General features: G+C 45.8%; 21 protein-coding genes and 3 pseudogenes. 4 read left to right on the top strand and 20 right to left on the bottom strand.

From position 1 onward, the window contains the following. Window positions 1–70 precede the first annotated feature (70 nt). Together traD and AB4486_RS09395 are read right to left on the bottom strand one after the other, a co-directional pair. On the bottom strand, window positions 71–2,110 hold the full coding sequence (gene traD / locus AB4486_RS09390) for a type IV conjugative transfer system coupling protein TraD (protein ID WP_016800260.1): 2,040 nt from the start codon (window positions 2,108–2,110) through the stop codon (window positions 71–73). Window positions 2,111–2,602: 492 nt separating this feature from the next. Further along, on the bottom strand, window positions 2,603–5,203 hold the full coding sequence (locus AB4486_RS09395) for an Ig-like domain-containing protein (protein WP_136977984.1): 2,601 nt from the start codon (window positions 5,201–5,203) through the stop codon (window positions 2,603–2,605). A 485-nt stretch (window positions 5,204–5,688) separates the two neighbouring features. Between AB4486_RS09395 and AB4486_RS09400 the strand changes: the two genes are divergently transcribed. After that, on the top strand, window positions 5,689–5,841 hold the full coding sequence (locus tag AB4486_RS09400; protein ID WP_165901749.1) for a hypothetical protein: 153 nt from the start codon (window positions 5,689–5,691) through the stop codon (window positions 5,839–5,841). Further along, the gene (locus AB4486_RS09405; protein WP_102257488.1) at window positions 5,831–6,430 is read left to right on the top strand and encodes a Fic family protein; all 600 of its coding nucleotides are present in this window, start codon (window positions 5,831–5,833) and stop codon (window positions 6,428–6,430) included. The genes AB4486_RS09400 and AB4486_RS09405 overlap by 11 nt, the downstream gene beginning before the upstream one ends. Window positions 6,431–6,630: 200 nt before the next feature. Here the strand turns inward: AB4486_RS09405 and AB4486_RS09410 are convergent, their stop codons facing one another. The 3 genes from AB4486_RS09410 to AB4486_RS09420 form a co-directional block, all read right to left on the bottom strand. Then, window positions 6,631–7,092, bottom strand: a complete 462-nt coding sequence (locus AB4486_RS09410; RefSeq protein ID WP_016800264.1) for an RES family NAD+ phosphorylase — start codon at window positions 7,090–7,092, stop codon at window positions 6,631–6,633. Then, window positions 7,089–7,532, bottom strand: coding sequence for an antitoxin Xre-like helix-turn-helix domain-containing protein (locus tag AB4486_RS09415; protein ID WP_016800265.1), 444 nt, complete (start codon window positions 7,530–7,532; stop codon window positions 7,089–7,091). The genes AB4486_RS09410 and AB4486_RS09415 overlap by 4 nt, the downstream gene beginning before the upstream one ends. Before the next feature lie 406 nt (window positions 7,533–7,938). Continuing rightward, on the bottom strand, window positions 7,939–8,760 hold the full coding sequence (locus tag AB4486_RS09420; protein ID WP_136977983.1) for a restriction endonuclease: 822 nt from the start codon (window positions 8,758–8,760) through the stop codon (window positions 7,939–7,941). 331 nt (window positions 8,761–9,091) lie between these two features. Here AB4486_RS09420 and AB4486_RS09425 point away from each other — a divergent pair. Together AB4486_RS09425 and AB4486_RS09430 are read left to right on the top strand one after the other, a co-directional pair. Beyond that, window positions 9,092–9,363 (top strand): annotated as a pseudogene (locus AB4486_RS09425) (helix-turn-helix domain-containing protein). A 224-nt stretch (window positions 9,364–9,587) separates the two neighbouring features. Further along, a pseudogene (locus AB4486_RS09430) lies at window positions 9,588–10,226 on the top strand (group II intron maturase-specific domain-containing protein); the annotation flags it as partial. Window positions 10,227–10,308: 82 nt separating this feature from the next. On the opposite strand, the pseudogene AB4486_RS09435 reads toward AB4486_RS09430, so the two are convergent. The 15 genes and pseudogenes from AB4486_RS09435 to traV all read right to left on the bottom strand — a co-directional run. Beyond that, window positions 10,309–10,434, bottom strand: a pseudogene (locus AB4486_RS09435) (antitoxin Xre/MbcA/ParS toxin-binding domain-containing protein); the annotation flags it as partial. Window positions 10,435–10,617: 183 nt separating this feature from the next. After that, entirely contained in the window at window positions 10,618–11,232 is a 615-nt protein-coding gene (locus AB4486_RS09440) for a hypothetical protein (RefSeq protein WP_136977982.1), read from the bottom strand. A 268-nt stretch (window positions 11,233–11,500) separates the two neighbouring features. After that, window positions 11,501–11,953, bottom strand: coding sequence for a hypothetical protein (locus tag AB4486_RS09445; RefSeq protein WP_136977981.1), 453 nt, complete (start codon window positions 11,951–11,953; stop codon window positions 11,501–11,503). Between the two features lie 86 nt (window positions 11,954–12,039). Continuing rightward, window positions 12,040–14,745: a conjugal transfer protein TraG N-terminal domain-containing protein gene (locus AB4486_RS09450; RefSeq protein WP_372117016.1), complete on the bottom strand. Its 2,706-nt coding sequence runs from the start codon at window positions 14,743–14,745 to the stop codon at window positions 12,040–12,042. Between the two features lie 12 nt (window positions 14,746–14,757). Next, window positions 14,758–16,119: a conjugal transfer protein TraH gene (locus tag AB4486_RS09455; RefSeq protein ID WP_017061846.1), complete on the bottom strand. Its 1,362-nt coding sequence runs from the start codon at window positions 16,117–16,119 to the stop codon at window positions 14,758–14,760. Next, window positions 16,116–16,514, bottom strand: coding sequence for a conjugal transfer protein TraF (traF, locus tag AB4486_RS09460; RefSeq protein ID WP_240700346.1), 399 nt, complete (start codon window positions 16,512–16,514; stop codon window positions 16,116–16,118). The genes AB4486_RS09455 and traF (AB4486_RS09460) overlap by 4 nt, the downstream gene beginning before the upstream one ends. A gap of 54 nt (window positions 16,515–16,568) precedes the next feature. Next, the gene (gene traF / locus AB4486_RS09465; protein ID WP_170962434.1) at window positions 16,569–17,378 is read right to left on the bottom strand and encodes a type-F conjugative transfer system pilin assembly protein TraF; all 810 of its coding nucleotides are present in this window, start codon (window positions 17,376–17,378) and stop codon (window positions 16,569–16,571) included. Between the two features lie 12 nt (window positions 17,379–17,390). Beyond that, window positions 17,391–17,594: a hypothetical protein gene (locus AB4486_RS09470; RefSeq protein ID WP_016799995.1), complete on the bottom strand. Its 204-nt coding sequence runs from the start codon at window positions 17,592–17,594 to the stop codon at window positions 17,391–17,393. Between the two features lie 24 nt (window positions 17,595–17,618). Continuing rightward, the gene (gene traN / locus AB4486_RS09475; protein WP_136977979.1) at window positions 17,619–19,379 is read right to left on the bottom strand and encodes a type-F conjugative transfer system mating-pair stabilization protein TraN; all 1,761 of its coding nucleotides are present in this window, start codon (window positions 19,377–19,379) and stop codon (window positions 17,619–17,621) included. Further along, the gene (gene trbC / locus AB4486_RS09480) at window positions 19,376–20,062 is read right to left on the bottom strand and encodes a type-F conjugative transfer system pilin assembly protein TrbC (protein ID WP_136977978.1); all 687 of its coding nucleotides are present in this window, start codon (window positions 20,060–20,062) and stop codon (window positions 19,376–19,378) included. The genes traN and trbC overlap by 4 nt, the downstream gene beginning before the upstream one ends. A gap of 12 nt (window positions 20,063–20,074) precedes the next feature. After that, window positions 20,075–21,091, bottom strand: coding sequence for a conjugal transfer pilus assembly protein TraU (traU, locus tag AB4486_RS09485; protein ID WP_029203709.1), 1,017 nt, complete (start codon window positions 21,089–21,091; stop codon window positions 20,075–20,077). Continuing rightward, complete coding sequence (gene traW / locus AB4486_RS09490; RefSeq protein ID WP_102561070.1) at window positions 21,088–21,810, bottom strand: type-F conjugative transfer system protein TraW; 723 nt, start codon at window positions 21,808–21,810, stop codon at window positions 21,088–21,090. Before traW ends, traU begins: the two co-directional genes overlap by 4 nt. Window positions 21,811–21,814: 4 nt before the next feature. Beyond that, entirely contained in the window at window positions 21,815–22,162 is a 348-nt protein-coding gene (locus tag AB4486_RS09495; protein ID WP_016800271.1) for a TrbI F-type domain-containing protein, read from the bottom strand. Further along, on the bottom strand, window positions 22,159–24,702 hold the full coding sequence (gene traC, locus AB4486_RS09500; RefSeq protein WP_016800272.1) for a type IV secretion system protein TraC: 2,544 nt from the start codon (window positions 24,700–24,702) through the stop codon (window positions 22,159–22,161). The genes AB4486_RS09495 and traC overlap by 4 nt, the downstream gene beginning before the upstream one ends. Before the next feature lie 4 nt (window positions 24,703–24,706). After that, window positions 24,707–25,087: a type IV conjugative transfer system lipoprotein TraV gene (traV, locus tag AB4486_RS09505; RefSeq protein WP_016800273.1), complete on the bottom strand. Its 381-nt coding sequence runs from the start codon at window positions 25,085–25,087 to the stop codon at window positions 24,707–24,709. Between the last annotated feature and the right edge of the window lie 8 nt (window positions 25,088–25,095).

Here is a 25,095-nt window from a genome sequence, read left to right on the forward strand (position 1 = left end):
AGGGTTTTTACAGGGGAGGGTAAGATTGTGTTCGGTCTCTAAATGTTCCTTGATGTTTCATTTCGTGTGGTTAATCGTACATCTCGCCCGTTTCTGCTTGTGTCATGGACGCCTCTTCGGTTTCTCGCTGTAGTGCATTTTGTGTGTTTTCAGCGAGCTGTTGGTTTTGGGCAGCGTTATTGGTCGGGTTTTCCTTTTTCGGTGCTTTGGCAAGGGTTTGTTTTTGATGGGTTCTGGTTTGCTGCTGCTCTTCTTCGTTTTCATAGGTACTTTGCTGAATGGCGAGTAATCGGTTTCTTTGGGTTTCATCGAGTTCATGCAAAGCAATTAACTCATGAAAAATCAAGGCTTGGTCGATACTCTCCATTGCTTTCCCGCCTGGTAGGTTGCGTTTGATGAAGGAGGGTTGGAGATTGCTCATGCGGTCGTACTTCAGTTGCAGCTTAGTGATGAGCATGGAGTTAGGGGTGCGTAAGTAACACTCTAAATCATCCAAACCTTGGATTTGGGCAGGAGAAACCACAGGACGCGTTTTGTTTTGGTGGCCAAGTGAGACACCGTCACGCAGTGCGTTCGCCCCGTAAGAAATATTTTCTCGTGAGATATCGATTTCTTGCTCACCAAGATCATCCGAGGAAATGGTGGCCATCGCTTTTGAAGGGGCGCGGAAGAAAAAGCGCGTGTTGAGCAAATCAAAAATGACTCTCGCCGCGTTGCGCCCGTAAGTGGTTTCTAATTGAGCGTAAGATTGCAAACCCAGTAAATAACATCCTCCAAATTTACGCACTTCAGAAATAATGTGCGTGAGTTCAGGCAGTTTATGTAACGTAGGCATTTCATCGATGATCACCCAAATTCGGCGGTCGTCATCGGGCTCCATTCCTAGAATGGCGTTGGAGGCAATCGCAAGCCACATCGAGATCAGTGGTCTGAGTGCGGTGTGTTGTCTTGCGTTACTCGATAGGAATAAAAATCCTTGCTGGGATTCATCTTGCACCCAATCTGTGATCGAAAATGGCGCCCGTTTATGGTGGCCTTGTGCGTCTTTTTCATCCAAACCATGTAAGTAACGTAATGACTTAATGTAAGTCGCTAGTACCGATTTGATGGAGATAGCTGTCTTCTCGATACTTTTCGAGACGAGGGAGCTAGCTTCGGTGTCTTTTAAGTGTTCACCTAGCGTGGAAAGCTCCGACGTTAAGATAATGTGCAGCAAATTTTCAATGGTACATTTGTGTTTGTCATCGATCATCATTTGATAGGTGGTTGCTGCGAAAATGGTTCGTGCGGAATCCACCCAAAACGGGTCGCCTTCGCCGTGTTGCGGAATAAGCGCGGCCGCGAGCGATTCAAAGTCAGGGGCTTCTTTGGCATCACTCCAAATATCCCATGCAGCGCAACGCTCATCGAAGGGATTTAAAATCACGTCTTTATGAGGGTCATAGAATTTACTGACAAAATCGCAGCCTTTATCGTAGATGATGGCTTTATCGCCTCGCGCCCGTATCCAGCGCAATAACTTGCGAATCGCAACGGATTTACCTGCGCCTGTGGTGCCGTCAATCATTAAGTGCTTGACCTCAAACCTATCAACAAAAAGCTTGTGACCATCGAGTGCAAAAGGAGAGAGTTTTTTCTTCTTTTTCAGCTCTGCGGTGACGGCTTTAGGCTCAGCCAATTGAAAGCCGCGAATGTGGTTATCTTCGCTTTGCTCTTGCCCTTTTCTCTTAAACCAGTGGTTGATAATCACAAACAGCACGGTGGAAGTGGCCACAGAGACCAGTAGGCCAATGAACAGGGCTTGCAGCAATTCTTGGTAGCACTGTGACAAGATGGGGTTTTGCAGTTGTTGGCCAAGGGTGCTGCTGTAGCGTTGATCTTCCCATTCGACCACTACGTTGCGCTTTAGGCTAAAACCTAATTTGTTGAATAGCCAAAATAGACTGTAGTAGTAGGCACCGGTTAATGTGCTGGCCGAGGTGAGGAGGTAAGTAGTGATAAGCCCGAGCAAGGCCGCGAAGATATTGAGGTACTTGATTGTGGTTACGTTCACTTGCCACCACATTCGAATGTTATGGAAAGTGATTTGACCACCACGAGTCGTAGACATAGAAAAACTCCTTGTGAAGGAAAACAAAAAAGCGCCCACACTGAGTGAGGCGCTTTTGTTCGGTAGAATGAAATCAGGAATAAGGTGACAGGTTACAAAGGAGGTGTATTACGAGTGCCAAGGCTAAGGGACGACAGAATTGTTTGGTGCTCGCATTAAGATTGACCAGTTTCAAAACGTTTTTGGACAGAAGTGTTTTAGAGTAGTCGCACTAAGGCGCTCTTGTCCCAAAGCATGGCGGCATAACACGTCTCTGGACAGAAGCTTGTTAATGCCTTTGCTAAGTTAGCGAGTCATGAATAAATGCAAGTGTAAAAGTCCCTTAACTCATTGCATTGTATTGATTGGAAAGGTCAGATACTGGGTGCTCCCAATTGATGAACAATTCCAAATCATCGCAGGGAGCAACCGTAATACCCTTAAATTATGTATGAAGAGGTGCTAACTGATAGCTCTGGCTAAGAACAGCTAAAAGCACTGTTCTTAGTTGAATTACTTGAAGTAATAAGAAAACACGAGTTCGAGGGTATCAACATCACCTGCTAAATGATGCCATTGTAGATCTGACTTAATTTGACCAAAGTCCAATACATTCACGCCGACGCCTATGTTGGGGTGAACATTATCCTCCACCTCGAAATCTTCCGCGTGGTTCGAACTTGCATCAAGATAACCTAAGCCCAAACTGAAGTACGGGGCGAATTTATCGCCCCAAAGCTGCGTAACTCGATAAACAAAGTTAAAGCTGTAATGTTGGTAATCGACCGTCATATCATTATATTGCGTATGTTCTGCTTTCAAATCGACACTATTTAGCCAACGATAAGTAAACTGGATACTCGCGTTATTATCAAATTGGTACCCTAAGCTACTTCCGAAAGAAAAGTGACTGTTACTTTCCTGACTCCACGCGTTGTGGTCAGTATCTGGCTCTAACCATGAAATCCCAGGATTAGCTGTTACATATATTCCGTTATTCTCTTCTGCAGAATGAGCGAAAGGAGAAACACTTAACAATAGTGGGACGACCACTTTAACGGCAAGTGACTTTTGATGTCTAAACAGTGCGAGTATCGTCAATAGCAGCGTGCTTAAGAACCCTATAGAACCACCACTGCTGGTTCCCGCGATAACCTTCCCTCCATAAGGAACACCGGCTTGAATATGAAGATTAACGGTAGCAGGGTAACTATGTCTTGTTCCAATATCTGTAACATCATATTCAAAGCTATCATCGCCTATAAAACCAGCGTCAGGCGTGTAAATGAATTCACCAGTCTCCTTAAGTGTTACCGACCCATGCATTGGTTGTTTATAGATTCGCGCAGTTAAATCGGCATAAAAAGGAGCTTGTGTATTCGCGTCATCTGTATCGTTAAGCAACACACCTGGTGCAACAATAGTATCAATACTGTCTGCGTAAAGTGAGTAGCTATCATTATTAGCAACTGGCGCAGCATTGTTAGGGATAAGAGTCCAACCTGTGGAGAGAATTGTTATTGATACTTTTGCTTGGCTAGTATTGATTGAATAATAAAATTCATCATTGCCATAATAATCAGCATCAGGTTGATACTCAAAACTACCGTCAGCATGCAATGTGACACTTCCATACAAAGCATCTTGGTCTAATGCAGCGGGTGCTGAGTTTTCATTGGTATCATTTTTAAGCACTCCATTTTGACTAGAGACAATCAACTTAGTATCTTGATCAACCTCATAGCTATCTGGGTGAGCATAAAGAGATTCATGTTTTTCGAATGCGCCAATGTCGATACTCACCCCCTGTGGGCGGGTTTGCTTGAGGTAATCTGATGTGATTGAGCTTCCATCGGCATATAGCGCTTTAGCGTCGTCGCCTTTATCAACAAGCGCTATTGAAAGCGTGTTTGGAACGAAACAATTAGTTGTAACGCACCCTGCAAGTGACAGGCCAGTATTAGGGGTGTCATCGACACCCGGTGTCGAAATAAAGTTATTGTTGTTCTCTGATAATGGGTAAATAGTTGTATCGTCCCAATCAGTTGGATAAATTGCAGAGCCAACATTATTTGCACCATCGATTATAACGAGTAGATTGTTGTTGGCTATAAGCTGAGCACTATTGATTAACTCTATATGGGTCGCTTTGTAAGTAGCAGGGTCTACATTTTTAGTAATAGTCGGGTAATACAGCGTACTATTGGTTAGCGTCAATTTTCCTTTATTGACATAGATTGGCCAACCTCTATTAGCATCCCTTCCATCAAATAAAGTATTTATAATTTGTGCATCAGCTTCATTAAATCTAAAAGTAGAATTAAATAAGCCTTTAAATATACTATCTTTGATGACTGCCGTTGTGCTGCTGCCTGAACTATCTTGACTAACTTGAATAACATGACTGGCTGTGCTTTCAACCAATGGTCCATTAGATTCAAAAGCCGTATTTTCAATAAAAACATCACTATTAAAAATAAGGGTAGGAGCTGATCTTGGGCCAAGATTTTCGAATATAAATGAATCTTTTATTGTAACAATGCCATCTTGAGTAGACATGATGGATGCCTCTCCTTGCCTAGGCACTATCTTATATAGGATAACGTTATTGAGTGTTACATTAGCGTTATCGGAAAAGATAAAACCTGACATGTGTTCTGCCCACACATTTTCAATGGTGACATCAATGGGGCGCCCTGCGGTATTTCGAGGATTGATGTCAAATAAAAGACCAGATGATCTTAGAATCAGATTGTTAGGATCATTCGGATAACCAGTATTAAATGAGCCAGTATCAGAAACCCAGCGTTGATGGTCATTAATGTGGACATAATCATCGCCTAATCCTCGAATGATAATATCATCAGTAATTGTCATTCGGTTGTCGGTTTGACCTGAAGGGACTTCACCCAAATTAGGCGAGATAGGTGCTTGTGCATTATATGAAGCCGGTATTTCGATAGTATCTAAACCAGGATTAGCATTGGCCTTTTCGATGAAATCTCGAAGTGAGCCCATGCCTTGATCACTACTTGTTGTTACCGTATAAGTGGCAGATTGTACGCTCAAAGAGCTAAAAAGTAGTCCAAATAAAATTATTGACTTTGGAGTCATATTACCATCCTTGATATCCATGAAAAAACTAAGCCCAGATTTTTTTAAGTTACTTGTAACCAACAACTTAGCTCATATATAAGAATATCACAACTCTCCCTAAGTAATGACTTTTGGAGATGTGTATACTTGGGTGCGGACGGGAGTTTTTTCAAAGTAATGTGTTTGCTTTACACATTAGCTAGTTCTATTACGATCTAGATGGGTTCTAGAACGTTTTGGGGCATTTTCGAGCTAGAAAATGCCACGTGTTAAAATTCAGATTGTGACGTTTTTGGGGCAGCTCTGAGCTAGCTGGCACTTTGAGAGACAAGTGCCACGGGTAAAACTTTAGGTCAATGAAGCCTCTGGATAAAACTTTGCCAGTGACATTACTAGAATAGAATGCTGCTGCGCGGCTCACTTGGCTTTGCGAAAATCGCTACTTCATGACATTAGCTGATTAGTCATGTACAATTAATGCAACCAACAAGAGGAACATTGATATGGCCAATGTCTCAAATTCGAAGCGCCAAAAAGCTACATTTACCCCTAGCTTAAAGAACTTCAAAACCAGTTTGGGTTATGAAGGCATGACGATAAATAAGAAATCGAACGTTCAAACCATTGAAGATTTAAAACGCAAGTATGCGAGATAAATATGGTGCTGATCAGGACAAATACTGTTACTCAAATTCTGATGTTTTAATTAACAGATTGAATATACTTGACTCGGATGAACTTGAAAAAGCCGAAGTTGAGTTTACGAGTTATAGGTACCTTTCATACAAAAGTAATGTTTCTGAAATCAAGCATTTAGACTTCAATCACCTCAAATGTCTACATCACCATCTATTCCAAGATATTTTTGAATGGGCAGGCCAAGTTCGAGAAGTGGATATATCTAAAGGCTACACTCGATTCTGTACCGTTTCTAGGATTGAAGCTGAAGCTTCAAAATTATTTGATATTATCCCTTCGTTAGACAATTTGGCTTTGCCTGATCTTATCCAAGAATTAGCCAGTCTATTTTGCGAATTAAATTTGTTACATCCTTTTAGGGAAGGTAATGGCCGAACTTTACGTTTTTTCTTTGAAGAACTCGTATTTGTCCTTGGCTACACCATCGAGTGGCCTAAAATTACTCAACAAGAATGGATTGATGCAAATATTGCAGGGGTATCACTCGATTTAGAACCGTTAATTACAATATTTCGTTTAGCTCTATCTAGTGAAAAACAAGACTGAATTTTTGTGCGATTGCATTAGTTTTAATCGCCTAAACTCAGCTGAGGAGTGTTGAACCGCTTTTTTCTGTGAAAAATAACGGGGCGAAAGTGGTTTAACTTATCTTCGCCGTCTAACTTGATGTAGCCAAAAACAGATCAAACTAAATTGGAACTGACAAACTTTAATGTCCTCGGACAATTACAGTGGGAATAGCTGATTTATAGAAGCCGCGTATCGAAAGAAATTTCGTGTTTTTTGGCCGTTTTGATGAGTTTTGGATAACCTGGATGTTTTGTGTTGAGCACATAGTTTTGTTCGCGAGGCACAATCACCGATGGGATCGCCAGCGCCAAGCTTGAATAGCTCGATAACCATTGATCACCGATTTCGGCTGTCTGAAGCGGGGCTGGCTCTTCATTCCAGTTGTCCGGTAAGTCGTCATTTTCAAGGACCAAAGCATCGGCTTCATCCAGTTCCAACGTAAACAAGACATAATTTTCAAGTACTTTGGTATTTTTGAGATGAACCAAGATTTCTAAAATGGCAAGTGACTCTGACGCCGCAACATAAACCGCAGACCGTCCAATAGAATTCCAACGCCCTCCGTACAGTCTGGAGCCTTCGCCATCGAAAGCTGACTCTTCCCACTTTTCCTTTACGATTCGGTACAAAGTGATCAAGAAAATACCCCATGCTCTAATCGTCCAATTAGGTTTAGCACACCCTCTGATTCAGCAGTTGTGGCAACCATATCGATAGGGCGGCGATTACCCAAACCAACCACAGGGGATTTGATCCATTCACACGCGGCCAAAATATCACCTTCAAACAAGTTGATGGTTTGGTTGAATATCTCAGCAAAACGGTACAAACGATCACTTTCGTCTTTGTTAAAACGTCCCGCTTTCGATCTGCGGTTTAGTGTGGCTGGTGGAATTGTAACAGCGGTAGCCAACTCTTTCTTTTCCAATTTAGAGTGCTTGGCTAGTTTGTCAAAAACATCAAAATCCAGACCTTTATGAACAGACTCATAAAGGGTTACCCCTCGCGATGGAATACCTACTTGCTGCCAAAAGCTAGCTGGCTGTTTAACAGGCTTGAATGCTTGCATTTGTGACATAACAATAACTCCTTATCAGATGGTAGTGTCATTATGTATCAGATGATTGCGGTAGGCAAGTTTACAAGTACATAGCTTGGAAAATTGGAGAGCGACAAGTAAGTTAGAGCATTCTCTGCTTTATTTTACCAGAGAAAGAAACGCCGCAATTCCAACTGTCGGAAGACAATAGAGATTGAGAACATGAGTCGCGACGACATGCTGACTCAGAACTGGACAAGGTTCATCTAGAGAGGGTTTAAAAGAGGTAATTGCTCCAATATCTTGCCAGACCTAGCCTTGTCTTCCAGAGATACCGCAATAAATCAGTTGTTGGCCATGCCAAATAGCATAGATGCCAGCAGCAACTTTCGGGCCATCAAAGATTACTTGCTACAACAAGCGTATTTTGCGAATAGATTAAAACTCAGCAGTCGCAAGTATAACGACACTTTGGATACGTAGAGCAACCATAAAAAGACATACCAGATTTAGCTCCTCGCTTAGCAACACGCATTACAAGCTTAGATTGGCAACTAGGGCAAATCATAGATTCGACGCCTGCCCTGTGTGTTTGGGGCGATATTGATGGTTTATTTTGAAAGCTGCGGCCATCTTCAATCATATGTACTAGTTCGCTGCCGTTGACTAGCCACAGGCGCTTATCTAGAGAAAAAGTGACAGCCTCAGAAGTAAAGTCTCCTGAAGTTACGATAATCATCTTACTGGCATTGTTCGCGATCATGACACCGTACATTTCCCTTAGAATTTGCACACCCACTTTGCGAGTTTTCCAATGCTTACATTGTACAAGGCTTAATTCTCTATCTTTTGTAAGCCAAATATCAACACCGCCATCAGATTTTTGAGCGAAAGACTGTTTGACCGCATACCCTTGAGACTTAAAGTATTCTCCGATATAACTTTCAAATTCGATCCAGGTCAGGTGATTTAGTGGGGAAGTATTCCTATGAATTTTAATCTGAGTGTTCGTCTTGAGATAGCTTCTTTTCCTCTGATATTGCTTGAAAAACGCTATCGGTGCGGGGAGAAGAAATAAGAACGTAAAATATGGAGCCATCAAGGGCAAGTTTGGAGCAATAGCTTTAAAGATGAAATTATTGCTATCCACGGCCAAGATAGGCAATAGATATGAAAACCCAAAATAAATACAAGCAGAGAGCACTACGCTTAACCACCATGGAGCGTCCATTAAGTGCCATATGATTCCATCGTTTTTTCGTGCCATTTGAAGATTACCTGATAAGCGTTTAGATGCATTAAAACACAAGCGATAGATATTGGGTATGGTTTGTAAGGTGATATTTATCAGGATGATAGCTATTGGTGGGCTAGGGCAGGGAAGGCAACGCTTGAATTCGGATTCCTTGTTCGGAATCCGAACACTTCTAACTCATAGTTGTCGAGTAGACGACATACTCAAGTCAAGATGACTGTACTCATCAAGCGACTACAAACCAAAACCTGCATGACATCAAATTTGGGAGTCAGCAGATTTTAAGGCACTTTCATGATAAATTTGCCAACATGATAAAATCGATTAACAACCTTCAATTTATATGAATGACCAACTAACCCTAATCAACAAAGACCATTTAAAAAACTTATCCGAGCAGAACTGGAGCTAACATGGTTTGATAATAAATCAGCTAGCCCTTATATGTCTTGGGTTACTCCTACGGTGGTAGAAACATTGTTTACTGAGTTGATAACTCATACGCGTGGTAATCAGTCTAAGGCTGCTAGGATGTTAGGGCTCAACAGGGGGAGTTTCAGCAAAAAATTAAACCAGATTACAAGTAATGAACTTGGATTGGTTGAAAGCCTATAGGTATATATCAAGCCTATTAGGACACAGCAGAGGGCGTAGCCATCATTACCTTGAAAAACGCCGCCAGTCAGTAGCTTGGTCTAATTTACCCCCGTGATACACCACGGGGGTTAAAAGCGAACAGCATGATAAGAGTGGATAACTTTTGGCAGGGTAAACCAACAGCTTAAAAATTGCTTTTGCACTGGGCAAGGGTATTGCTCTTTGAGAGCGGCAACAAGGTAGCTTCAAAGGAAGTGCTAGTGAACGACATCAAACTGTTGATTGCTGGCTTTCTGGCAGAAAGAGGGTTAGCCCTCTCCGAAGAGAAAACGAAGATCACTCATATTGATGATGGCTTTGACTTTCTAGGCTTCAATCACAGGAAGTACAAAGGGAAATTGCTCATCAAGCCGAGCAAATCCAACACGTTGTTATTTTTGAAAAATCTACGAGGACTCATCAAAAAGCACGCAACCATCCCTGTTAACGATCTTATCAAGTTGATAAATCCGAAACTCAGGGGATGGGCGAATTACTATCGCCACTGTGTTGCTAAACAAATATTCGGGTATGTCGGCCACAAACTATTCCAAGCGCTATGGCACTGGGCAGTTAGACGTCATCCAACCAAGTCCAAAGACTGGGTTGTTCATAAGTACTTTCTCAATCGTAAAGGCCAGTGGCAATTTCACGGTTGGCAGAAAGTCATGAACTGTCACTTCAATCTGTCCCAAATAACGAAAGTGCCGATAGAAAGGCATGTGAAAATCCGAAGTGCAGCGACACCATTTGACCCTCAATACCAAGAATACTTGGAAAAGAGAAAATCCAAAAGGCTAGCTCGTAACTCTTGGAACGAACCTGCTCCGACTGCTTTATAAGTTGCTGGGGATCAAACGATGCCTTTGTGGAGGCTTGAGCCGTATGCCGTGAAAGGGGGACGGCACTTGGTAACAAAGGTTACTAAAACACTCCATGTTCTAAACGACCGATCAAATTGAGTACAACCTCAGTGTCTTCGGCTGTCGAAAGCATATCAATTGGTCTGTTGTTATCAAATCCTCGAACAGGGTGCTTGAGCCAGTGATTAACGGCCTCTTCACTATGTCAATGGAGCTGAGCAGCATATACACACCCTCTAGCCTTTTCACGGCACTCGCTACTTTGCAGTTTTCCTTGAGCGCCCCGTAGAAATTGGATTAGGATGGTACTTGAACTTTGGGAGTACCAAGATTTACGAATTAACTTGAAATATTGGGTATATTTAAGAAACTACAAGTTCACCTCACCTACATAAACCATAACATCAATGGTATGTGCATCAGAAGACCCTACTTTATGGATAAAATTATAAGGCAAAATAGAAATCCACCAATTATTACCGTCATTGACACATTTATGCATACCAAATGCACCTTCTGACCATGCATTATGTGCCAAATCTACAAAACTTTCTCTTTGATGGCCTAAACCTTCTAGTTGCAACTTTTTATAGAACCCCACACCCTTTACATTTATCTTAAATAGATTCTGAAAACTGTCACGAGAAACTAAAGTTAAATGCCCCCCTTGATATTCACAATATGCTTTAGCGTTTACTAAAGGCTTATATAAGTGTGTATCATTCACTTTCGTGAAATATGCGCGGAAGAAAGTGGTATTATTACCAATTTTTTCACCATACACTTCTTTTATGTAGCGTCTTACCTTTTCTTCATGAGGATGTTCAATTAGCCCTAATCCTGTAATATCAAAATCAAGAGAAGATACCATAAATTCGTTAGGTGAATAGAACCCTTCCATATCATTTTTATCTGGAACCCGAGACATATTGGTTGAACACCCAACCATATTTAATACAGCCAACAAGATTATTGTCTTTTTCATCTAAACTTCCTTACTAAAAAGTGTCTCAGTTGAAAGATAACGCAGTGGCAATGACGGTGCCTAAGATCGCGAATTTCAGAAAGCTTAATAAAATGACAAAAGTTAATATAAGAAAGAGAAGAATAAAAACAACAGTCAAAGAGTCTGCCTTGTAAATAAAGGCCTTTATATCGTTACTTGTAGATAAAACGCAAAATGAAAAGCACCACCACCCAAGTAACACAAGGCCCAACGCTACTTTTAATATCTTCATCAGTAATCTCTAAAGTCATAACTGTTTTTGCACTGGGCAAGGGTATTGCTCTTTTAACGCGGCTGTTAGATAGCTGGCGATACTGCCACCAATGCCTACTTTACCGTATTTTTTTAAACGAGGATCGTGTTCAAGTCTGTTGTCGATAATTGTCATCAGATCTTTGGTTTTCCATTCCCATAATGTTTCGCGATTGGCTGCATCTTTCATTGGCAAGCAATAATCAATGCGTTGGCCGCGAGCATCTAAACGGGTGGTATAAAAGTTCACGGCGTTAGCAGCGACACGAGTACCAATCAATAAATCTCGATACTCAGGACTCCCCGGATTTTGATAATGTTCAACATAGTAACTCATATCTGCAGGGCTCTTGCCACTGCTGAGTCGGTCGATTTCTGGAATTTGACTATTGGCTAAGCTCAAAAAAGAGAAACATGTGCCTAAGCCTAATACGAGCCATTTCATCATTAATCCCTCCATTTAATACTGTGTATATTACTAGGTCGTTACGATTTTTCATTTTAATTGCTCAATAATTAACCATTATTTATAGGTTAAGAGCGGGTTTGATCCTCCTTCTGTGTTGGCTGTATGGTTGATGGTGGCTCAACACGGTTACTGGTACTCTCAAATTGTTCACGTGTATCCTCCACGATTTTCGAGTGGTTGTCGGGGGTGTAATAACGCTCAGTGCCGCCGCGTTGTTCATGCTGCTCAATCACCGTTTGGCTGGTGTTGCCTAGAGCCTTACCTTTGTATTGTTCGCCTACCATTGTTTGCCACTCGGATTGGGTCGGCTCAGGATTAAAGGTACGTTCGTGCTCTTCTTGAGTGGGGACGCTGGCGAGCACAAAATCTTTAAACGTGTCGGTTGTTTTAAATTTTTCCCATTCATCAGCGCGGGCTTGGCGTGATTTATCATTACTACCGGTAAGAATCTGTTCTGCTCGTCCTACTTCAGATTTATATTTCTCCTCCACAAAACCTTGGAATGGTATTTCCAGTTTCTCAATCAGGCTCGCCACTTGACGATGCTCTTGGCTGTTGACTTGACTGAGCGTATCGACCTCTTGTTGAGCTTGTGTCGTGGACGTTATCAAACCTTGTGTCTCACCAAAGTTAGCCGTAAAGCCAGTGGCGTAAGTGCCCATCTCCGTATTACGTTCGTCGGCCGTGAGGCGGTTGCTCGCATCGATGGTTTGGTTGGCACCAGAGCGGTAGGATTCGATAGCGGCTTGCATTTGGCTTTGTTGTTCGTTGCTCATGCTGCTGAGCGTTTCGCGGTCTTCCTGTGTCCATTTTTGTCCCGTGGACGCGTTCACACTCGCATTAAACCCTACGGCGTCACCGAGAGCGCCGCTTGACAGTCCAGCGTTCACGTCATAACCGCCGTACGCAGAGTGTAAGAAGGCATTCGCTTTCTCATGGCTCCATCCGGTTGCTGCACTGACTTGCTCAGTGGCGGATTTGACCTGCTCTAAGCCTTTTGAAGCCGCAGCAGTTGCACCGTGTCCATGAGTTAAACCGTAACCTTGGGTTGAAGAATAACTCTCTTTCCAATCGGCCATCAGTTGAGAGCCACTTTGTGTGCTTTGCGACAAGGCCGCTTGTTGTGTCGAGAGGTTCGATTGAGCATTGGTGTGCAAGTCTTGCACCGCTTCACTGTATTGACTGGTTGATGCGACGTTCCATTGGAAATTCGACGCGGTAGGGCTAGTGTCATACACCGTTCTATCACCGTATTGCGTTGAAAGCATACCGTCTTCGCTTTGAGTGGTACTGCCGTGTTGTTTCAGCAATGTCGACGTATCAAACTTATTGCCATTGACGTTATTAAACGTGTGGGTCTGCATTTGCGTATTACCGTGGCTGATGTCACCGCTTGAGGCCGCTGCCGACGTACGGGCATTGGTTTGGTTTATCATCCCCGCCAGTTGGTAGTTTAAGCTGCTCATCATGGCCGCTGCGCCCTTGGTTAACGCCAAAGCAATCGCGGGGGTGGACATCATCAAGTATCCGGTAATGGAGGCGTAACGCGTGTTGACGTAATCAATGCCGCTCATGTTCGAGAGGGTAATGCCGCGTAACCCTTGTGTCGCGCCCTGGGTCGCCCCTTCTAAGAACCACATCATTATAGCGTTGAGGATGGTGAATATCATAGGCCAAGTGGCCAGATAGAAAAAACTGCCAACGTAGTTTTTAAGGACAGGCAGCGCCATATGTGGCAGCAAGGCAATGATGGCAATGATCGCCCCAAAGCAGACAAACAAAATCACTCCTATCGAGTGCATCATTGGAATGAACTCTTTGGCTTGCAGCCCAATGTTGGCCCACATGGTGGTGGTTTGCATTTGGTTGGCGGTGTAGGCGTAGTTGGCCGCGATACCTCGGTGCGTGTTTTCGATGTTCCATCGCGTCATGTTGATGACCATGTTCTGTTTTAAAATATCGACCGCGTTGTTACTGACCCCAATTAAATCTTGGTGACTATTCTCGATGGCGTTTCTTAAGAACGTTGATTGGATGTTGCTCTCTCGTCCCAAGATATACGCGCCCAGTTTATTCATGGTTTGATTGGCCTCTTCATCAAATTGTTGAGTGAGTTCAGGAAACGCGTCGCGGCAGGTTCTGTATTGACCCTGGGGGTTATAGAGCCCACGAATGGGGGACATCGATTTTGTGGCGAGAAAACCCAGCAAATCCGGTGCTTGCAGGATGTTTTGCATGGTGTATTTTTTGTTAATTCGAATGTCTCCGACGATGCAGTTGTGATAAAAGTCTTTCCAATAGCGTTGCAGATCAATGGTTTCGGCGTTGGCGCTACGAAGCAACGTGTATAAATTCGAACCAAACACCATGCCTGAGGAGCTGTAGCTTTCATCCTCTGTACTGCTAAAGACGATTTCAATGCCTTCGGTTAAGCCGTGCATGAACGTGGTGGCCGCCCAACCGGGTATTGCGACGATGTAAGGCACGTTATTCACGTAATAAATGCGCATAGGATTTTGCGCGTCATTGATATGGACGGTGGCTTTCATGCTGATAAGAAAAGTGGGGATAGCCAAGTAAATGAACATAAAACGCATCACATGTTTCGCGTCTCGAGACACAAAAAATAGGGTGGCACTGATGATAAAGGCCAGTTGTAAGGCGATTTCGATTAACGAGCCAAAGGTGTTGGTGGTAAAAAAAGTGGCGACGGCGTTCAAGGCTCGTTGTAATTGAGGGCCTGCGCCATAGAGATAAAAGTCTAAGGTCATTGGGGATCTCCTTTAATGGCCAAAGGTGAGGTTCGATAGGGTAGCGTCACTTGCCGATTGGCTAAGGAGCTTTCGTTTGCGTTTTAAGCGCTCAGTGAGGGCTAAGTACGCGTTCAATTTTGTTTTGTGACGGTCTCGAATGGTTTGTAAGTAATCCCTTGCACTGTTGATGCCTTCGAGAGTGCGATTGACGTCGGTTGGGTTAACCGAAGCGAGGTTGGTCATGGATTGATTGACGATCATCAGCATGTTGTTGAGATAGGCATGCAAGAGATCGGCGGCAATATTTTGAGCGTATAAATGGCTTTCTGGTTGTAGGTTGAGGTGCGCATCATCAATGAGCATTGCTAAGATAGGAATGTCACTGAGTTCAACAAAGCTCTTCTCTGAGTCGGTGATAGGTTGGTCAGATTGTAAGTGGGCATAGAGCGTATCGACGGTGTGGCGCACTTTGGCGTTAAAGGCTTGGCTTTCATTTAGGCTGATGGCGCTTAGGCTCATCGAAAGGCAGGTCTCGGTGTTGTCGCATCGATACACCTCCAAATCCCCTCCGGTCAAAAGGGCGTTAATGGCGGTGTCGTTACCCACTAACATGGCCGGAATGTAGCTTGGCGTCCCCTGCGCGTCGTAAATGACGGTGCCAGTGAGGCTTACGATAAACTCGGCGACCTCTTGATTGTCTTGAAGGTAAGCGCTTTTCATCAGCGCATCCCACACCACATTTAAGTTCACTTTCACTGCGTGCGCCGTGGCGTCATCGGTGTTGCTAGCCAGTGTGCTCTGGTTGGTACGGACGTTGCGACATTCGTGTTGCGCTTCTAACCAATCAGCGAAAGCGTTGCTTTGCGTGCCTAGGGTGGCGCAGGCATGTCGCTTGGCTTCCCCATCGGTAAAGGCCGCTAAACCAGAGACCGCCGATTGCGCTACTTGGCAAGAGTTCATCGAGGTGGTGAGGAACTGATCAGCAATGGCTTGCAGTTTGTCCCGATTCTCTTTGATGCTCGGCGCCCAAGTTTGCAGCGCTAAATCCACCGCGAAGGGCACGGCGTTGGCAATGACGGCTTTACCAAAAGCCACCAGTTGGTCAGAGTTAATATGAGAAAAGCCGCCCATAAAGGCGTCAATGCCACCGCACCCTGCGCTGACAGAAGGCAAGGTGATGGCGGCCAGTTGAATGTTTTTGATGTTGGTGCGAGCAAACAAACTGCCCGCATTATAGTAGGTGGCGGATTGACCCTGATAGGCACTTGGGTTCGTGATGTTGCTGTTAAAACTGCTGTCATCCCAAAAGCTGTTCATGGCGTCGCCCAAGCCGCCGGCATGAAGTGAACATGAAAGACTCATTAAGAGAGCCAGGAGGGTAGGTCGCGTCATTGTAAACTCTCCATGATGGCCACATCGGCGCGCAAGGCTTGGTAGCTCTTAAGCAGCTCAGTGTATGGAACATTGCCTTCACTCAAACGCACGTACTTACCATTGCTGACGTTGATTAAGAACGTGGCGGGCGTAATGGCGTTTTTGAGATCCCCAAAAAACGCAGCGGTGATGTCAGAGTTGGTCGGTATAGGCGTCGCGTAACCGGGGATGGGTTGTCCGTCAAAGGAGAAATCGTACACAGGTAGTTGAGTAGTTTGCTCTAGCCGCTTCATGGTTGGGGCAAAGTGGTGACACTCAGCGCACTGACTAAAATGGAAGAACACCAAGGCGTATTGGCCTGTCATCGCATGAGGGGGTTGCGCTTGAGTGAGGGAGGTTGAGGCGAGCGTCATCAGCGTACTCAACAATAACGTGCGGATAAAAGCGTTCATCGGGGCGTCCTTAAGTTAAAAGTCGCTGTCTTGGTAATTGGTCGCGACGTTGTGAAAGCGAGAGAGCAAGTCTTTTTGTGAAATGAAGCCGTAGGCGAGGGGCTTGAGTGCTTTGGTGTGGATATTGGCCAGCATTAAAGCCGGTGTGTAGCGCACCTGTACACGCCCTGTCTTATCAATACGGTTTTCATTAATCGTCTCAAAGGTCTGACCGTCTTTGCTGATCCCGACCAGTTCGATGTGGTACCGGTGGGCAAAGTCTTGGATTGAGGGGGCTAGGGTTTGAGATAAGGCGTCTTGCCCTTCGTAGATGAAGTAGAGGCCCCAACCTTCTTGTACCAATTGACGCACAGTGGCTTCGTTTTTGAGTTGGATACCTTGATAGTACGTCGCTCTTGCGGCTTGCTCTGTGGGGCGGTCTTTGGTGTACGAGTATTCGGGGTGTTCGTTGATGAGCTTTTTGAAGGTCATGCCCGTTTGCGTGGTCTTGCCATCGATGAATTTTTTCAGCTTCATCAATTTTAGATTTTTCTCTTCATCGGTTGGGTTAATGGTGGCATCGTTTAACGCTTCATCAAACGCGCGGTGGAACCATTGCATCTGCTCGGTGGCGCTCATCACGGTAGAGACGCTGTTGGGGGGGAGGCTCTCCTCCTCTTTGGGAGGGACTTTGGGCGCTTTGGTCTCGTTATACCAGCGCCACCCCTTGGGGGGCTCATCGGCGATACTGTGAAAGGCCAATAAAGCCAACAACATTAACGGTAGGGATTTGATTGTTAATCGGTTAATTGAGTTGTTCACCGTTTTTGTGGATAAGTCCTTCATGGTGTGACCTCATTATTGCCAGAAACTCAGCATCTTGTGGGTGCGCGTGTGAAATAACGTCCAAAGTGCTTCATCAATGCCACGCTGTTGTTGGTGCCTCATCATTTCTTGCTTGAGCTGATGGAGTTTTCGTTTGAACAGAAGATGCCGAATAAGGGTGATGGCAAACCCGGTTGTCGACAGGGTGGCCACAAGTAAAGGGAGTAGGGGATCCATATCATGTCCTCATCATTGATTAAGTTAATGGCGATAAGCGCTGTGTAATCGCTCTTGGATTTCTGTGGCCGAAGGCAGGTTGGTGTTGCCGTGCATGTCGTCGTAGAAGTCCGAAAAGTCGAGGCGTTCAAAATCTATGTCTTGAAGCTGCTCGGGGGTAAGGGCGCCGCAAATGGGGTGTTTGGCGGTTCCCAGACTGATGCCAAGTTGACCTTTCGAGCCTTGCTCTTGGATGATGCGCGCCAATTTGCTATCAAAGACGCAGTAGGTCTTCTTTTCCCGGATACACGCGCCTAAGACCTTTTCTGCGCAATAACGGCCAAGGGCTATCGTAATGCCTTGCTCTTTGGCTTGACCGAGCGCTTTCTCTTCATCATTGCATTGGGCTATGCCAATACTCGTGCCCCAACCGCCGTCTTTACAGCAGTCGGCAAAACCAAAAGCGGCGTCTGTGCACTTCATGCCTTTGCCTGTAAATATCTTCGGTGGGTTACCCATACCGTCAGCGGCTTCTGCGAGCGCGGCTAAGGCTGAGGTGCTTTCATTAAAGCGGTTTGAAGTGGTCGCCATGGCTTCAAAGCAATCGCCATCCAGACAAAAGCTCTCTTCTCCACAGATTAATTGGGTGGCACTGCAGCGCCGCTGTGGGCAGGAGTTATTGACTTTCTCCTCAATGCACACACCGTTTTGCTGGAGGCTGCAATGGGTTGACGTCGTGGTGCAATCGGCGGGCAGGACGTTGCACGTATTGGGTCGAGTGCATTGGTGCTCAACCCGATACTTCCAGCAATCAAGCGTGGTCGGTATGCCATTAATGATGCGGGTGGCTCGACCTTCAATGCATTGCTGGCGAGTGATCTTGCATGAGTTCATCAGGTTGCATTCTGTTCGCCAAGTAATGTTGTTCTTGATGCAGTTCCCTCCGGATAAGGAGAATCCGTTTGAGCAGCTCAAGGTGACTTTTTTCGTTTGTGTGGTGGGTCGACAAATCTGGTAGCGTTTATACCAGGATTCGTTACTTTTCCAGACAATGTGGTCGGTCTGTTTTAAATCGCCAAGCGTGTAGCCTTGGTTGGGAGAGACAACCTTCCCATCCCAGAAATACGTGGTATCTGACCCTGTAAACCCTCTTGTTCCCCCCGTTTGCCTCACGTAATTGTGATTATCGTGTCGGCATTGTGAGAGAGGGCGTTGGCAATTATCCCCTTGCTTTGTCCAGCCGGATGGGCAGCGGTAGATCGCTTCACTAAGGCTCACGGAGGCGACGGGGACTTTGTCACACGGGACCGGGTTGTGAGTTGGTCGGTAGCATTGCTTTGCGATGTTATCAATGACGCATTGCGTGGCGTTGTCACAATCCACGTACTGATTAGACTGACCATGACTGATTTCATAGGCGTTCTCAATGCCAAGGGTGGCGAATCGATACGTGTCATCATTGGGGTTAATGGTGGCACTATTATTGTCAAACCCCTCTTGTATCGCTTGAGCTTGTTCGTTGCTGTCAAACTCCGACGTGGATTGGTTTGTGATTTGTGCATCAGTCATCCCGGCTTCATCAGGCTGTCGGATTTTGCTTTCACACCCTGGATTATTGTCGCTGCAGAAGTCTGACAGGTTAAGCGTCATTTCTGAGTCATTGTAAGCCTCGTTCGGGGTGTTTTTCGCCCACTCCACGTTGTCGTAGAATGTGTTTTCTTGAGGGGCGGCAAGGGTATGAAGGGAGAGTAAGAGAGCAGCGCTGAAAGAGAGAAAAACAAAAAGTAGTGAAAAGGGCGAATTCAAGGGGAACTCCTATTGAGCACTTGTTTGGCGATGTGTCCTACATCGCCTTGGCTTAAAATCGTTAATGCGTTAGGAAGGGAGAGGTTGCCGTGAACCATGTCGTAATCACTTTGCGGGCAAGACGCTTCATTGCACGCTTCTCCAATGGCCACAAACACGGGGACGTGGGTGATGTTAAATTGACGAAACCACTGTGGACTGATGGCAAAACCGCTATCAATGGCCATTTCTTCGTCGTCCGCTTCTAACAAACTCAGTATTCGAGAGGCTGTCGGTACCATGCCTTCTGGCAGTACCCCACGTATCACGAGAGGAACCTGATATTGCTGACTTTGTTTGAGTAGCTGTCTAAGCGCGTTATCTGGCATGGAAAGCGACACAAACACCATCACACCTTGCGCCTTTTTGTTTGGATTTTCCTGAGGCACCCCAAGAACACTCGCCAGTGGCGAGTCTTGCAACACGTTATCGAGGTGTTGATTCATCGACAACGCTTCTTGCTTATGTTGCTGACCTCGTTCAAGAAAGGTGGTCAGTTCACTGTGATGGGTTGGCGCTGCAATGGTCTGCTCTTGCTTGGCAAGCGCTTTGAGCTCTTCTTGAGAGTAACCCTTCTCGGCTAGTGAGAGAGGGCTAACCAGCAGAATAAGTAACAGCCATGAGGCTCTTGGGCTAAATGACATCGTCTCATTTCCTTATAAAAATACGCAATTACGTTTTCGCCAGTTCACAAAACCAAAGTTACCGCCGGTGGTTGGGTTGTCTTTACCTTGCTCCCAAAGTGACGAGGTGGTGCCATAGGGATAACAATGAGCGGCATCACCAATCGGTGCCGACAATTGATAGCGATAGCGACTTTTCGGCAAGATAGGCTCTGGCCATTGGTAACAGATTGCGCCATCTTCGCCCCGGGTTTCCCACACAATGCCTTGCCTGTGCATTTTAAAATTAAAACGCTCTAACATCAGTGTGCCAACTTGAGGGCCGGTATGAGAGTAAGCGCTATTACCGGTTAATGGGTAGACGCTGCCTTGTGAGCCTAAACACCAAAAAAGCGCATCAAAAGGCAAAACGCGCCCGGTGGTGGTCGCCATGGCTTCGGTGATGCAAGAGAGCTGCGTGATGGGGTGGCCAAACAAAATGGCTTCGGGGTTAAGAATGAACGACATCTCATCATCATCCCAAAACGGGTCAAGCTCGGTGATGTAGGCAACATCGAAATTATCCGTGGCCATGCAGGCGGCCGACTGCATCAGTTGTAGCCAGTAAATCACCGGATATTTGTACCAATGCACGTGATAAAAAGCATTGCCGCTGGTTTTGCTGCTTGAGTCGTGCTGCGAGCCTCCTATTTGTTGGCTATTGTCATTACTCAACTGCATCCCCATGTTGACCATGCAATAAGGGACTCGCGTCACGTCCACCAAGGAATACGGCTCCCAATACCCAATGTTTAAGCCAATTTGCATAAAAATGGGCGGGGGTTTAGGACAATAGGAGATCGGCATGCTTGGGTTGGCGGTGTCAGGGTATGTCGAGCTAATGAGAGGCACACTGCCCAGTGTCATAGGAAATAGGCAGTCCCAACAAATATCAGACAATGGATTTAAGAAATGCCCCGTACAAGCGGCGGATTGAGCTTGGGTTTGCCAAGGAAATAGGAACAAACCAAGCAGTAATAACCCATGGGATCTCAAGGTCTTTCTCCTTATTTTGTGTTCGTCGCACTCTTGTTTATGGTGGTGAACGGCGTCACATCGATCTCTGTGATCTTCCACCGCGCTCCGTCTTGTTCAATCAGAGCGGGAATGTGTGAGAGTTGAAATTGACGGCTGTAGTGACCTTGTTGGTCAAAATAAATTCGGGCGTCAAACTCCGTGGCGACGTCTTCTGGACTGCCGTTGGTGAGGGTCCATTTTATCGGCTTATCTGCGCGGTATTGTTTAGCCCAAGCGCGCTGGCTTGGGTCGTCACCATCAAGAAAGACAATCACATACGAGTAATCGAATGATTGTTTGGGAATGTCGACTGGCCAAGTGTCGGTATCAAAAGGGTTGATGACGAGGCCTTTAGCATAAAGGAGGTTACCTTGTGCATCTTTGATATCGGTGGCCAGCTTTAATGATGGGTCGATGTAAAAGGTGTTGGGCGCGGTGGTGGCGGTCAACCCTTTAACGGGAGGGGGTCTTCGCACGTTATTTTCTACGTTCTCCACAAACTGCTGTTGCATCTTTGCGGTTTCTCCCGTGGCTTCTAAGTGTGTCAATCTGTTGTTAATCCATTGCAACATGTCTACCTCTGCAATAGGGAAAAGTTCGCCTTGACGCCCAAATTGTTGACTAAGAGCGGTGGGGGCGATGGCAAGTAAAGTGAGACCGAGCACCTTTGAGAGTGCTGTTGGTTTGATGAATGAATGCCCGTGAACAATCATAAGATCATGACTCCTTTTTAAGCGCCTCAATAACGTAATGTTGGATCTCGGTGGTTCTATCCGGTGCGCCGCTGATGAGCGCGCCTGGCACGATAATCACGAGATGGTGCGCTTGCGCGTATTCTTTCAAGAGCCGCCTGAGTTCCGTATCAAAGGTCGCCAATTGCGCGCTGTGCTCCTGATCGCTGAGGTTGGCTTCAATGAGTTGGTCTTGATATTGCGCTAACGTTTGTTCGATATCGAAGACCACGATTTGAGGGGCGGTGTTGAGCTTGACGGCCATCAGCGTGAACATCATCAACACTATGGCAAACAGGGCACCGACAAGACGTGTGTGACGGATGGATTTCATTTGGCCTCCTTACCATAGATGAGGGTGTTGAAGATCTCAATTTCTGGTCCGTAAAAATGCTCTGCGGTTTGATTGACCGCATCCATGAGTGGGACGCCTTGGTTCATCAAGGTTTCACAGTACTCAAACTCATGCGGCTCTGTCGAAAGGCACGCACGAGTAAAAGGATCGGCAAACAAGCGATGAAAGGTCGTTACATCACCGGTTTTTAGCATGACAGAGCTGTAACCGGCGATGGAGGACTTTTCAAAACTCTTGATGACAAATTGCTCATAGGGTGAAAAGTGTGAAGGATTGTCTTTGATGAATTTCGCCAATCCACTGCCTTGACGCAGAGTGATGTGAATGTCGGAGTTATTGAACGCAGCGAGCGCTTCAGGTGTGCTGTAAAAATCCTCAATCCCTTGCGTCACGGTGCAAAACGAACCCCCAAATTTTCGGGCGGTGCGATAACCGGTATTGATGAATTCTTGTGCCTGTGCATTAGAGCCAGCCATCAGAGACCACGCCTCTTCAATGATGCACATCTTCGGCGTTGAACGAGAGCCTGAAAGGTACATCTGCTGAGTGATGCTCGACATCAGCGCAAAAATCACCGGTCGCATGATGTCCGAGGGAAATCCGTCGAGTTCAATGGTGGTAAAGTGGACATTGGGATCCAGCATGGACGGTTTATTGAAGGTGTCACCGTAGATCCCCTCTGAGCGGTATTTATTCAGTTGCATGGCGATATCAGAAAGGCGGCGATCACCGCCTTGTTTTTCGGCCGCCGCAAACAGCGCTTCTTGCACATGGTCAACCAACGTCTCGCTTTTGTGTGCCTGCCAAGCCGCAATGATGCAATCACCGAGGACCGATTTTTCAAAATCTCCCATTTCGTGTGTGGGGCAGGCCATGGTCGCAAAGAGTCCGGTGATGGTGTGCAGCGTTTCCTTGAGAGGGTTGACCTGTTCGCCTTTTTCATCGGTATAGTCATCCCCCATGGCAATGCGTTCCAGGTGAGTGAATGGATTGAGGTAAATCTTCTCAGCTGTCATGTAGCGGCCGCCAAGCATCAAGGTGAGCTTTTTAAAGCTCTTTCCTTTATCTAACGCCCAGATTTTACCGTTCATGGCAAAGAGGGTTTCGGCGAGCTTTTGCACAAAGAAGGATTTTCCTGCCCCGGAGCCTCCGGTCAGGGCGATGTTGTAGTTATCTGAGCCACAATTAAACGGATTAAACCAAAAGGCTTGTTGGCGCATGGTGGGAAGCATCATGCCGCCACTGAAATTCTTTACGTCCATCACAAGAGGCAAGAGGTTGGCCACATTGCCGGTTTTTACGGTTTGAATGCGTCCAGCACGGTCGCAATCGGCCCAAAACCCATCGGTCATCATGAACGGTAAGGTCGTCATGAGCGCTTGGCTTTGCAGCATCGAGACGGTTTGTAAATCAATCCCGCCAGAGCGAAAGGCGTTAATGGCAGTAGTGCGATGCAGTCGCTCGGATTTTTTGTTGGTAAATAACGTCAGCGTCAGGTGCATGTATGCCATGCTGTTGATGCCATCCGACATTTCATCTCGAATTTGCTCGCGTTCGCTCTGCTCTTTCTTCGCTTGAGGGAAGAAAAATGCCATCGGGGACTTGAGTGTTTTTTCCAGCTCTCCAATGCGTCCGCCATTTTTGGTCGCAAAACTGCCCGATTCTTGATGGCGAAAATTGAGGGTCATGAGGTGTGGACATTGCACATTTTTGGCCACGCTCTTTAAGGACGCAAAACAATCGGGCAAGGCGTAAAGGCGGAAAGTTCGAGGTGTACTGCGTAAACCCAATGAAATGATCCGCGAGGTCACCGTTTGATGTTGGCGGTTACTAAAGCGAACGTCGGTGTAATGTCGGCGAGTTAAAAACTCGGTATCAGGAGAGAGGACTTGTTTGTAGATCAACGCTTCTGGTGCGTAGTCAGATCCGCGAGGGGCGGTTTGTGTGGGGTCAAAATTGAGAATGCCTTCGACGTAGTTGATTAAGCCTTCGGGGGTAAGCGGCGTGAGCTCCAGTCCAATTTGGGATAAAGTCGTGGTGAGCGCCTCTTTGCAATCCAACACACTATCAACATCGTCCGTACTGGAGACAAACAACCACGCGCTGTAATCTTTGATGTCAAAGTAATGCTTCTGACGATGAAAAAAGCCGTGGTGAGCCGCAAAGTTGGCGTAATCGGCTTCTTGTTTTGCTAATTCACTGCAAATACCCGCACGAGCGGATTTCAAGGCGGTATTTTGCTCAATCAAATGACTCACGTGGTTGTGGCCCATCATGGAAAAATGGTAATCCCATTTATGGCCAGGCGGTAAATCCATGATGAGACGGTTAAATGCCTCCACCATGTCGTCATTCGCCCCCGTTAAGACGCTCAATTTGAATCCAAATCCTACGCCCTTTTTGTTATGAAAGAGGCTGTGCTGCGCATCAAAAGTGCGGTAAGGCAGTTCAGAATGAAGGTGGTTATATTCACGTTTGGCTTCTTGATAAAAACCCTTTAAATCTTTTGAGACGCCCATGGCGTTAATCCTTCTTGATAGCCTGAACAGGGCGACCTGTCCAGGTAGACTCGTCTAACACAATGTAAATATCCATTGTGTCGAGGTAAGTGGTGGTGTCATCCGAAGTAAAGGGAAAAATCACCACCTTCCTAACCGTGTCTTGGGTTCGAATAGGATGGCCTTCACGGGTGCGTCTTGGCAGTAAGGCAAAAGGGTGGGAAGCCAGGACGTTAGCCTCGGCGACTTGTTGTGTTGTTGGGTGTGTCGAGATGTTGCGAATGTCATCCATGCTGGCGCAGCCGGGTATACCGCCGATTTTTTGGCAACTAAATTCATCTTGAAAGCCCGCAGAGCAACCTGCTAGTAGGCTAATAAGCAGCGCTGTGAAAAGTTTGATAGTCATAAAAGCCG

Source organism: Vibrio sp. 10N.222.55.C6 (assembly GCF_041473395.1).
Classification (GTDB): Bacteria; Pseudomonadota; Gammaproteobacteria; order Enterobacterales; family Vibrionaceae; genus Vibrio; species Vibrio crassostreae_C.